This is a genomic window from Enterococcus hermanniensis (genome assembly GCF_001885945.1).
Taxonomy (GTDB): domain Bacteria; phylum Bacillota; class Bacilli; order Lactobacillales; family Enterococcaceae; genus Enterococcus_A; species Enterococcus_A hermanniensis.
The window spans coordinates 56,679-68,726 of record NZ_JXKQ01000007.1 but is presented as its reverse complement, the minus strand read 5'-3'; the positions used below and the strand labels follow the sequence as shown (position 1 = coordinate 68,726).

Annotated in this window: 13 protein-coding genes; 12 read left to right on the top strand and 1 reads right to left on the bottom strand. The window is 35.2% G+C overall.

What is annotated here, in order from left to right:
- Positions 1-220: 220 nt before the first annotated feature.
- Positions 221-961, bottom strand: coding sequence for an epoxyqueuosine reductase QueH (locus RV04_RS09130; RefSeq protein WP_071858153.1), 741 nt, complete (start codon positions 959-961; stop codon positions 221-223).
- A gap of 254 nt (positions 962-1,215) precedes the next feature.
- Here RV04_RS09130 and RV04_RS09125 point away from each other — a divergent pair, with 254 nt between their 5' ends.
- The 12 genes from RV04_RS09125 to RV04_RS09065 all read left to right on the top strand — a co-directional run bounded on the left by RV04_RS09125 (position 1,216) and on the right by RV04_RS09065 (position 11,992).
- Entirely contained in the window at positions 1,216-1,947 is a 732-nt protein-coding gene (locus RV04_RS09125) for a GntR family transcriptional regulator, LSA1692 subfamily (RefSeq protein ID WP_071858152.1), read from the top strand.
- Positions 1,948-2,003: 56 nt separating this feature from the next.
- Positions 2,004-3,308 (top strand): Sapep family Mn(2+)-dependent dipeptidase, encoded by a 1,305-nt coding sequence (locus RV04_RS09120; RefSeq protein WP_071858151.1) that lies wholly within the window; start codon positions 2,004-2,006, stop codon positions 3,306-3,308.
- Between the two features lie 172 nt (positions 3,309-3,480).
- Positions 3,481-4,434, top strand: a complete 954-nt coding sequence (locus RV04_RS09115; RefSeq protein WP_071858150.1) for a glycosylasparaginase — start codon at positions 3,481-3,483, stop codon at positions 4,432-4,434.
- A 20-nt stretch (positions 4,435-4,454) separates the two neighbouring features.
- Complete coding sequence (locus RV04_RS09110; protein WP_071858149.1) at positions 4,455-4,784, top strand: PTS sugar transporter subunit IIB; 330 nt, start codon at positions 4,455-4,457, stop codon at positions 4,782-4,784.
- A 26-nt stretch (positions 4,785-4,810) separates the two neighbouring features.
- Positions 4,811-6,166 (top strand): PTS cellobiose transporter subunit IIC, encoded by a 1,356-nt coding sequence (gene celB / locus RV04_RS09105; protein ID WP_071858148.1) that lies wholly within the window; start codon positions 4,811-4,813, stop codon positions 6,164-6,166.
- A 12-nt stretch (positions 6,167-6,178) separates the two neighbouring features.
- Positions 6,179-6,697, top strand: coding sequence for a GrdB-related putative oxidoreductase (locus tag RV04_RS09100; protein WP_071858214.1), 519 nt, complete (start codon positions 6,179-6,181; stop codon positions 6,695-6,697).
- 13 nt (positions 6,698-6,710) lie between these two features.
- A complete protein-coding gene (locus RV04_RS09095; RefSeq protein WP_071858147.1) occupies positions 6,711-7,034 on the top strand; it encodes a PTS lactose/cellobiose transporter subunit IIA in 324 nt (107 codons plus the stop codon).
- A gap of 777 nt (positions 7,035-7,811) precedes the next feature.
- Entirely contained in the window at positions 7,812-8,276 is a 465-nt protein-coding gene (gene grdA, locus RV04_RS09085; protein ID WP_084405592.1) for a glycine/sarcosine/betaine reductase complex selenoprotein A, read from the top strand.
- Between the two features lie 125 nt (positions 8,277-8,401).
- Positions 8,402-8,974, top strand: a complete 573-nt coding sequence (locus RV04_RS09080) for a glycine/sarcosine/betaine reductase component B subunit (protein WP_245791076.1) — start codon at positions 8,402-8,404, stop codon at positions 8,972-8,974.
- 185 nt (positions 8,975-9,159) lie between these two features.
- Positions 9,160-10,653, top strand: a complete 1,494-nt coding sequence (locus RV04_RS09075) for a BCCT family transporter (protein WP_071858144.1) — start codon at positions 9,160-9,162, stop codon at positions 10,651-10,653.
- 221 nt (positions 10,654-10,874) lie between these two features.
- Positions 10,875-11,432: a DUF3841 domain-containing protein gene (locus RV04_RS09070; RefSeq protein WP_071858143.1), complete on the top strand. Its 558-nt coding sequence runs from the start codon at positions 10,875-10,877 to the stop codon at positions 11,430-11,432.
- A complete protein-coding gene (locus tag RV04_RS09065) occupies positions 11,390-11,992 on the top strand; it encodes a DUF3841 domain-containing protein (protein ID WP_071858142.1) in 603 nt (200 codons plus the stop codon). Before RV04_RS09070 ends, RV04_RS09065 begins: the two co-directional genes overlap by 43 nt.
- The last annotated feature ends 56 nt before the right edge of the window (positions 11,993-12,048 follow it).

The window sequence follows — 12,048 nt, the reverse complement described above, 5'->3', positions numbered from 1 at the left end:
AGGGTATCGCTTAAAAAGAAAAGCTAAAAAATCTGCTAGGCTATTTTTTCCTGTGTTAAACAAGAGAATATAGCTTAGCAGATTATGAACAATATGTGGGTAGAAGTAATTTTTAGGAGTTCCTAATGTTTAGCATAGCTGGTAAGAACGCCAAGTAAACTATTCCATTAGCTTTCTATTTAAGAAAATTTTCTTCTAATTAAAAATGGAGGTGATACAATCAAATATTTTCTGTTTTTTTTAAAGTTTCAATAAAAGATTTTGCTTCTTTATTAACGGTCTTTAAATCACAGCCTTGTTGTTTGGCAGCAAAGACACAACCGCAATAACACTGGCGATATACGTCATACTCTTTACACATTTCAATGGAGCGTTGATAACCAGAATTTTTTTTAAAATCACTAGGTAAATACTGAGTATTATAGATTTTTTGGATATCCATACCAATTTGATTGATTAATTGGCTATTCTTTTTCGGAGAGATCGTTAAAGCACTACCAAAATAATCATACCCACGTTCGAGTGCTTCTTTAGCGGCTAAATCTAAGCGCATATTAAAACATGCTGTGCAACGTTTACCACCTTCAGGCTCTTCGGTTAAATTATTTTGGTGCATGAATTGAATAAACTCGTTAGGCTTGTAGTCATCAACGATCAAGTCGACATGATTTTCGGTTTTGGTATTAAAGTCATTGATAAATTTTTCTTGAACTAAAATACGTCGTTGATATTCACTTTCAGGATGAATATTTGAGTTTGAGAAAAAAATCGTCACATCAGCATATTGTGTGAGAAACTCTAAAGTATACGTACTGCAAGGAGCACAGCAAGAATGAATCAAAATTCTTGGGCGAACATCGACTTTTTCCCAAGACTGAATCATTTTATGCAAAACACGGTCATAATTTATTTTTTGATTGTTCATTTTTTCAACGATTTCTGTTGCATCAATTGTATTCATCTAATCACCTGAAGTTAGTATAAAGGAAAGAGGGTCAGAAAAAAAGATTTAATAGTAATAGTTCAGCGATAAGTAAATGAAAGTTAACTGATTAGTCCATAAGAAAAACTTTAAAACTCAGACTATTACTTTTTAGTATATACTTTTTAGTATATACTGCTAAGGAGAAGAGTTTCTATAGCTAAATCATTTAAAGATTAGTATAGTAAAATTGAGAATATTTGGAGATTATCAAATCCCAATAAGGAGAAATTATGGAAGAAAAGAAAACGACCAAGGCAAAATTTGATTATGTTTCTGCTGAAATTGAAAAACGGATTCATGATGGAATTTATGTTAGCTCACAAAAATTGCCTTCAGAGTATGATTTAGCTAAGGAATTTGACTGTAGTCGCTTAACCATTCGTAAAGCTATTGATGATCTGATTAGCAAGAATATCTTAGTGAAGCAACGAGGAAAAGGAAGCTATGTAATGTCACAACCAAAAATCCAAAGCGGACGCGCTGGATTGCAAGGGTTTACAGAAGCAGCGAAAGCTTACGGGAAAACGAGTAGAACCGAAGTGATTTCATTTGAAAAAGTGGTCGAACCAACAGAAGAAATAGTGACGGCCCTACAGCTAGGGAGTGATCAAACGGTATATGAACTTGTACGCCGTCGCCTCTTGGATGAAGAACCAATGACAGTTGAAAAAATTTACATATCTGAAGAATATGTTCAAGGATTAGTAAAAGAAGACTTTAATGGCTCATTATTTAAATTACTTGAGAAAAAAACAACGATTGCATATTCCCATCAAGAAGTAGAAGCTATTTTAGTTACTCCGGAACTGTCTAAACTTTTAGCTGTTCCAATGGGCAATCCGTTATTACAAGTCCACTCGATGACGTATTCATTGGACGCGACACCAATTTTTTATGATATCTCACATTACCGTTCGGACCGATATGTGTTCAAGACTACGTTGACTCGATATGGGCAATAAAAATGGTACATTTTATTGAATAAAGTAGAGTAAGTTATCAAAAAGGAGTTTTTCTTATGACAATTGATTTTAAAACAGTAATCGAAGAAAATAAGGAACAATTTTACCAAGACCTTGATCGTGTAATCCAAATTCCTAGTGTCAAAGGTGAGCCAGCCCCAAATGCTCCTTTTGGTGAAAAACCAAAAGCTGTTTTGGAAGAAGTCATGGCTTTGGCTAAATCTTATGGATTTAAAACAGCTATTGTAAATGATGCTGTGGGCTATGCGCAATTAGGTGAGGGCGAAGATTATATTGGCGTCGTGGGACATCTAGATGTCGTACCAGCAGGTGAAGGTTGGTCATTTCCACCATTTAAGTTAAGTAAAAAAGATGGACGATTTTATGGTAGAGGGGTTTTAGATAATAAAGGTCCGATTATGGCCTGTCTATTTGGTTTAAAATTATTGAAAGAAAATAAGGCTCAGTTTAATAAACCTATTCGCATTGTCTTTGGAACCGATGAAGAAAATGGGAGTTCGGATATTCCCTTGTACCTAAGTGAGGAAAAGCCCCCTTTATTTGGCTTTACACCAGATTGCAAATACCCTGTTGTATACGGCGAACGAGGTATTGTAAACTACGAGTTGAGCACAACCTTTGAACATGGAGAAGTAGAGGGAATAGGTGATTTTAGCGGTGATCAGGCAAGAGATCATGTGCCAGATGATTTAACTTTGGAAATAAATGGTCATACGATAGCTGTTCATGGAAAACGTGCACCATCAAATGCACCAGAACTTGGAGTAAATGCTATTACTTTATTGGCTCAAAAAATAATTGATCAGAAAATAACTTCGGGAAATTTAGCTGACTATTTTATGTGGATCGTAAAAAGTTTAGCCGAAAAACATAATGGGGAAGGTTTGGGAATTGATTTTTTTGACGAAGACAGTGGGAAATTGATGCTGACACCTTATCAATTAAAAAAAGAAGACGATAAGTTAATTCTTTCAATTGCAATTCGATACCCTGTTTCGGTGAGTGAAGAAGAAGTAACCAACAACCTGACGAAACAATTACCAATGAATACAGAATTGACGGTTGTTCGTCGAATCAAGAGCACACATTTTCCTAAAGAAAATAGGAATATCCAAAAGCTTTCAAAAGTTTATGAAGAAGCTACCGGGCTAGACGGTACGCCAGTAACTACAACAGGAGCAACTTATGCTCGCTTCGTTCCAAATATAGTTGCTTTTGGACCATCATTTCCTGGTCAAAAAGGAATCGCTCATAATCAAGATGAATATATGGATGAAGCAGATTTACTAATGAATATGGAAATTTATATGCGGGGTATGTTGGCATTAACTGAAGAGTAATTTTTAAAGGTTTAGCAGAAAATGCTAAGCCTTTTTTTGAATTTTCAAAAAAATCAGATAAGAAAACGCTTAAAAAACGAAAAAAATTCAAATTCAGTATATACAAAACAGTATATACTATTTATAATAAGTTCATATTTTAAATGAAAACGTTCACGAGAGGAGTATGACGATGGCTTGGGGAGCAATTGCTACATGGCGGATGGCACATGATGGTGTAGTCGAAGCATTACAGCTATTAGAAAAAAAGAAAAAAGCGGGGGATGCAGTAGAAACATTGATAAAAAATGTTGAAGACTATCCATATTATAAATCGGTCGGCTTTGGAGGATTGCCAAATGCTGAAGGGATTTTAGAAATGGATGCGGCCTTTATGCATGGGGATACTTTAGAAATTGGGGCAGTCGCTAGTATTACTGATGTAAAAAATCCTATTTCTGTAGCTAAAAAACTTAGTAAAGACAAATTCAATAGTTTTCGTGTTGGTGAGGGAGCAACAAAATATTCAATGCTGGAAGGTTTTGAACGCAAAAGTATGTTGACACCCCGTGCCCATAAAATTTGGGAAAAACGCTTGAGAGAAATTCACGAGAATAATCTGAACCCCTATGATGGACACGATACAGTTGGAGCTATTACATTGGATCGAATGGGCACAATGACCGTAGGTACCTCTAGTTCAGGATTATTTATGAAAAAACCAGGACGCGTTGGGGATTCACCATTATCAGGTTCAGGCTTTTATGTAGATAGTGAAATTGGCGGTGCGGCTGCTACTGGACTAGGAGAAGACTTAATGAAAGGTTGTCTTTCTTATGAAATCGTACGCTTGATGGGAGAAGGTTTGAAGCCTCAAGCGGCATGTGACAAAGCTGTTTATGAATTTCACGACAAATTGACACAACGTTATGGGAAAGCCGGAGCCTTCTCATTGATCGCGATGAACAATCAGGGTGAGTGGGGCGTTGCTACGAATGTAGAATTTACATTCAGTGTGGGCAACGACCAAGAAGAACCAGCAATTTTTATTGCTAATATGGGAGAAAATCATACCACTGATATCCAACCAATCACACAAGAATGGCTAGATGCCTATGAAAAACGGATCAAAGCACCAATTGAATAAATATTAGGAGAGTGAATAAAATGAGTAAAAAACAAATTTATCTATTTTGCGACGCAGGGATGTCTACAAGTATTATGGTAAATAAAATGATGGAAGTAGTTACGAAACATAATATGCCGCTTCAAATCACAGCTTTTCCAGTTGCTAGAGCACAAGAAGTCGTGGACAAGGAAAAACCTGTCGCTATTTTATTAGGACCACAAGTCAAATTTTTATTAGAAAAAACAAAAGAGAAATTTGAACCTCAAGGAATTCCTGTAGCTGCTATTGAACCAGAAATTTATGGGATGATGGATGGCGAAAAAGCAATGAAAGAAGCACTAAAATTAATCAAACAAAATAAAAAATAATCTAGGAATGATTGGAGGAAGTAAAGATGCAGAAGTTTTTAAACTGGTTGGAAAAAGTCTTAACCCCTTTAGCAAAGATCATTGGAGAAAATAAATATCTAATTGCTATCCGCGATGGATTTTTAATTTCGACGCCATTATTAATTGTTGGATCATTTTTCTTATTACTTGCCAATTTTCCGATTCCTAATTGGAATGAAATTATTTCACCTATTTTAGGTGACAATTGGGAAGCATTGATGTCAGTACCTGCATCAGCCAGTTTTGATGTCATGACGATTTTAGCAGTCGTAGGGATTGCTTATAGTTTAGGGCGTCAACTAAATATTGATGCCATTCAGTCTGGCGCATTAGCATTAATGTCGTTCTTCATTTTAACGCCATTTACAACACAATTCACACCTGAGAATACAACGCAAGTGTATGATGTTACTAGTTTGCCATTGAAATGGATGGGTTCAAGTGGTCTATTTTTAGGAATGATCATTGCACTAGTTTCTACCCGTATTTTCGCAGCAGTTATCCATCGCGGATGGACGATCAAAATGCCCGAAGGCGTACCGCCAACCGTAGTTAAATCTTTCGAAGCACTAATTCCAAGTTTTGTAGTTGTAACTATTATGTTTGTTATCAACTGGTTAGTTTCATTGACATCGATGGGCAATCTACAAGATGTCATCTTCACATTCTTACAAACGCCATTATTAAGTTTAGGAAATACTTTAGGGGCGATGATTATTGCTTACCTATTTTTACATTTCTTCTGGTTCTTTGGGATCAACGGAAGTAGTGTTGTAGGAGCTGTTTTCAATCCTGTTTTACGTGCATTATCAGTAGAAAACATGCAAGCCTTCAAAGATGGACATCAGATTCCCAATATTATCACAGGTCAATTTCAAGATATGTTTGCGACCTTTGGTGGTGGTGGATCAACTTTATCACTGATTATTGTTATGGTTCTATTTTGTAAGAGCCAACGAGTTAAAAAATTATCTCAACTTTCATTGGTTCCTAGTATTTTTGGTATTAATGAACCTATTATTTTTGGATTACCGATCGTGTTGAATCCAATTATTTTGATTCCATTTGCTTTAGTTCCAACAATCAATATCATTATCTCTTACTTTGCGATGGACTGGGGAATTGTTCCCTATACAAATGGGATTCAATTACCTTGGACAACACCACCGATTATTTCTGGATTTTTAGTGAGTGGTTGGCAAGCATCGATTCTTCAAGCACTACTGATTGTTTTAGGAATGGCTATTTATTATCCATTTATTAAAGTGATGGATGATCAATATTTAAGAGAAGAAAATGAGGCAGAAGCTTTAGAAACAGAAGAAATCGATTTTGATACTTTTGATTTTGATGAGATTTAAGTGGTGAAAAAAATGAAAAAAATAATTTTAATTTTGAATCACGTTCAAGCAGGTATGGGAAGTGATGAACATGCCAACTTAGCTCCTAGTGGGAAAAAAGCAGCATTAGGACCAGGGCAAACCTTACAGCCTTATTTGAAAGAACATGATGCTGAAATAATTGCTACCTTATTTTGTGGAGATCAATATTATTTACAACATCAAGCAGAAGTAGCCAAAAAATTTGTTGGATTTGCTAAAAAATTTCAAGCAGATGCGATCCTATGTGGTCCAGCAATGCACTATCCAAATTTTGGAGAAATGGCGGGCTCTTTAGCAGAAATCTTAAATCAACAAGGAATACCTGCTATTGCAGCTATGTCACAAGAAAATCCAGCAACGGATGTTTATAAAGACATTGTTCCAATTGTCAAAATGCCGAAAAAAGGTGGCATTGGATTAAATGAATCTTTCAAGAATATGGCCTTGCTTGTAGTGGAAAAAGCCAAAGGGCAAGATACAGAAAAATTAGAGACACAAATTTGTTTTTAAGAGGAGCTTTTCAATGAACGATGAACAATTGCAAGTAGTCATGGGATTAATCATGAATGCGGGAAATGCAAAAGGGGAAGCTGTTGCAGCGTTATCAGCAGCGAAAGAAAATAACTTCGCAGAAGCTGAAGAGCGAATGGATGCTGCAAATGAAGCTTTAGTAGCAGCTCATAATACGCAAACAAGTCTTTTAACAGCTGAAGCAAGTGGGAATAATTCAGAAGTAACATTATTAATGGTTCACAGTCAAGATCATCTGATGAATGCTATTTCTTATTTGGGACTGACACAAGAATTAATTGATGTATATAAACGTTTAGCAGCATTAGAACAATAATTTTTTTAGCTGACGAGGAAGCAATTCCTTGTCAGTTTTTTTATTTTTATGAAGTGATCAATATGCAGATAAATAAACGTTAAAAACCTATAAGTGAGATCGCTTATAGGTTTTTTTAGTAAATTTAAATAAAATTATGTTTATTCACATATTTCGAAAAGAAGTCTTTTAATCTACCAAATACAAAAAAGAAAGTCGACTATTTAATTTAGGAACAAACAAATGAACAAAAGAAAACAGTTTCTCCCAATAATGATATTTATTACTTCTTACTTTGCAATTACTTTTTAGTATAGAAACATAAAAAAGCTGAAAATTTTAAAAATAGCTCAAACAACTAGACATCAATTCTCAAACATTAACCTAAAAACAACAGAAAAAAATAAATGATCTTTTAGTTGTATAACGTTCAAAACAAATAAAATGACCGTTATTAACTGTTTGTGTTGAAAAGCCTAAAAGAATGAATGAAATTATTAAAAAAATACCCTTGAAAATAATTGTCATAAAAACCGTGATTGCTAGAATTAGTTTTATATATAGCCTTTTGCTGACATTCAAGAGAATAAGATATTAGTGATTGTTACCATGTTCAACAGATCACAATGACTACTATTTATGATAAAACATAATAAGAAAAGTATTTTAAAGCATTCAGTCTGAACTAATTAGTGGAACTTATTAGCGGTTATATAGACTCTAAAAAAATAAATACTTAGTTATTCCTGTATTTATCGGATAACCCGATTAAATAATAAAAAATAAGGAGGAAACAAAATGTTGCTGAAAGACAAAAAAATAATTATTCTCGGCGACAGAGACGGTGTGCCTGGTCAAGCTGTTGAAGAGTGTGTAAAGCCACTTGGGACAGATGTCGTATTCTCATCTACAGAATGCTTCGTCTGAACGGCCGCGGGTGCGATGGATCTGGAAAATCAGAAAAGGGTCAAAGAACTTACAGAAGAATTCGGTGCAGAGAATATCGTTGTTATTCTTGGTGCATCTGAAGGTGAAGCTGCTGGATTAGCAGCAGAAACTGTAACAGTAGGTGACCCTACTTTTGCCGGTCCATTAGCGGGAGTCCAGTTGGGACTAAAGGTATATCATATCTGTGAACTAGAAATGAAGAATGAAATTGATCCTGAGTTGTATGAAGAACATGTTGGCATGATGGAGATGGTATTGGACGTTGAGGATATCGCTAATGAAATGACTGAAGTCAGAAGTCAAACAAGTCAATAGTTTTTCGTATAACTTTTTATGACTTTGAATAAATCTGATTAGGATTCAACTATTTTTACAGCAGTAGGAAGAGTGCTAGACATAATATTTTAATCAGAGATCTTAAACGATGGAAGGAGTACAAAATGAAATTAGATATCGCAAATTTTTATGTCAAAGAAATTAATTTTGGCGAAGAAACTAAATACAGCGATGGTATTTTAACGATCAATAAAAAAGAAGCTTTAGATATAGTGTTTGAAGATGAACACATAACGGAGGCTGAGCTCCATATTGTTAATCCTGGGGATGAAGTACGTTTAGTTCCAGTCAAGGAGGCAATCGAGCCACGTCATCGTGTAGGTGGCGGCCCAGTTTTCCCCGGGGTCACTGGAAAGTTGATGCAAGCGGGCAATGGCGTGACCCATGCCTTAAAGGATATGAGTGTTTTAGTTGTTGGGAAACACTATGGTGGATTTCAGGATGGTTTGATCGATATGAGTGGTGAAGGTGCGAAATATACCTATTATTCAAAACTAAAAAACGTGGTTTTAGTAGCCCATACAGATGAAAAATTCGAATATCATGAACAGCAAAAGAAAAATAAAGCTTTACGATGGGCAGGAATGCGTTTAGCAGAATATCTCGGAGCTTGTACAAAAGGGTTGCGATCAGATGAAGTAGAATCGTTCCAACCATCTCGATTCCTTATCCATTAGGGGACCCGTCAACACCAAAAGAAGAACAACACCGATTGCGCTACCATCGAGTTGGAGTGGCTTTAGATGCACTAACAACAGAAATTGACGAACCAAGTCTTTTTGAAGTGAAAATTTAATCAATATATGACGAGCCGTTTCATACGGCTCGTTTAATTAGAGAACTTAAAAAAAGGGGATTCTATATGAAAAAAAATCTAGTCTTTTACGTTTCTCTTTTGATTACAGTTGCCATCGTAGTAATTGGATTAATCATTCCGGAGTCTTTTGCTTCAGCCATGAATGTCACAAAAGCTTTTTTGGTAGAAACATTCGGGTGGTTCTATTTAATTGCGATGTTTATTTTTGTCATTTTCTCGCTAATGATCGCCTTTAGCCGTTTTGGAACAATCAAATTAGGCCCAGATGATTCTGTGCCCGAATTTAGTAATAAATCTTGGTTTGCGATGTTATTTGGGGCTGGAATGGGGATTGGTTTAGTTTTTTGGGGAGTTGCCGAACCGCTAAATCACTTTTCTACATTTGGCGGAACAGAGCAAGCCGCTGATTTAGCAATGCAAAAATCATTTTTACACTGGGGCTTCCATCCTTGGGCGGCGTATTCCATTATCGGATTAGCATTAGGGTATTTTCAATTTAGAAAAAATGCACCAGGCCTTATCAGTAGTATCTTTTTGCCACTATTAGGTGAAGAAGGAGTTAAAGGGCCCATTGGGAAACTGATTGATATTTTTGCGATATTTGCTACTGTCGCAGGAATTGCTACTTCACTAGGACAAGGAACCTTACAAATAAATTCGGGTTTAAACTATTTATTTAATATTCCAACTACCAGACTTGTTCAAATAGTGATCATTTTAGGTTTGACGATTGTTTATACGGGGACCGCCGTGAGTGGTATCGATAAAGGAATCAAAATTTTATCGGATATCAATCTATATTTAGCTATTACTATTTTAGTAGGAGCTTTTATCGTAGGACCTAAAATTATGTCGCTAAATATTTTTACGAATTCTTTTGGTGGCTATATTAACAATTTTATAGCAGAAAGTTTTTCAATCAATCCATTTGGTGATAATTCTTGGTTAGGATCGTGGACCATTTTTTATTGGTCATGGTGGATTGCATGGGGGCCTTTTGTCGGGACATTTATTGCAAGGATTTCTAAAGGTAGAACAATCAAAGAATTTGTTTTAGGTGTGATCATTGCTCCTTCGATGGTCTCATTCATCTGGTTTTCGATCTTCGGAAGTTTAGGGTTAAATTTGGATAGTGAAATAATTAATCAAGCTAAGGAAGTGACCGAAACAGCATTATTCGTGGTATTCGCAGAATATCCGTTAGGATTGCTATTTTCTATTATTGCTATCTGTCTTTTATGTACATTTTTTATTACCTCGGCCAATTCTGGTATTTTTGTTCTATCCATGTTTTCTTCAGAAGGTGATTTGAATCCAAGTAATGATAAAAAGATTTTATGGGGAATCATTCAAGCTTTATTAGCATTGGTTTTATTAATGACAGGTGGATTGGATGCATTACAAACGTGTTCAATCGTAGCGGCGCTTCCATTGACAGTCATCATGTTGTTGAGTGCTGGGTGTTTACTTAAAGCACTAATGAGTGAGTCTAGAGATAACAATAAAATAGAAGAAATACCTATTTTGAAAAATGAATAATTGCCTAAAAAAATAAATTTGATAACATTATTATTTTGTATTTTTATTATAAGAAGCTTGATATTGTAGCCACTTTACTCCCGAATGAATTGCCAATAGCAATTAGGAAAAATTATACTCAGATCAATAATTATGTGATCGCTGTTTTCCCCAATCTAAAAAACGTTTTACTGCGATTGGAGGTCACTTGTTTCTTTAATTTGTAGGTTAGAGGAGGAAATATGAGTGATAAGGTGACAGTATGGACAAAACAACAGGTAGCTGTTTTACAAGACATAGAAGAAGCTAACCGTTATATAGTAAAAAAGGAATATATTCAGCAGAAGATGGAAGAATATAGCGACCTTTATTTAGAAGCCTATGGATGGTACTTCCAAGCGGCTTCAAAAATTATTACTCCTCCCAAAGACGTACGCTACCCTATTTGGGTCTCATTGTCTCAAGAAGAAGCAATCAACAATAGTGAGGGAAATATAATTTTAGAAATTGAAATTGAAAAGAACCTTCTGCTCATTGTTGATTTGTTGAAATGGGGAAATATCGTTAACTATTTGTATATTCCTAAAGATTTAACTGATCAAAAAGAACATGATCAATTATTAAAAATTTATGGAATTGATGATTGTACAGCGTATATGACCCCATTTTATCCTAACATCAAGCAAAAAATTCAAAAGAGTCGCGAGCGTTTGTTTGACGATTCGAGTGTGTCGGGTGAAGAAAAGGTAGGAACGATATGGGAAATTCGAAAAGAGTGGATCACCAAAATAATGCGGTAATACTGTATACTTCACAAAATACAACAGTGATCGACAAATTAAAAACTACTAAAAGATATGTAGCCAAAAGTGAATTTATACAGGAAAAATATGGGGAAGTTGCACCAGTGTTTCTTCAAGCTTACGCATGGTATCGTCATAAAGCAGCAAACATCGTTTCGTTGCCTAAAGATGCTGAATCAGCAATCTGGACTTTTACAGATAGTAGGTATTTGAATAATCATGAAGACTCGATGATCATGGAATTATATGTACCAATGGATAAAATTGTTTTTTTTAGGATGTCAGATTGGAATAAGATATTGAATCTTCAATGTTTAGGAAACGAACTAGAAGTGCAGCAATATAAAGACAAATTGAAAAAGTTCAATATAACTTATGAAGGCGAGGTTTTTAATACATCCTTTTATCCGCTTTTAAAAAGGGAACTCTTAATCAGTTGGGAAAAGCTTTTTCAATACGATGAATGGATAAAAAGAACCAAAGAACTTCCTTTTAATGATATGCAAGGCGGTCTTTGGGAAATTCAAGCTTCTTGGATTCGCTCGTTTATTGATTGAGGCGCAGTAAAAAGAGATGAATATAAAAAGAGGCCGAATATTTATTCGGCCTCTTT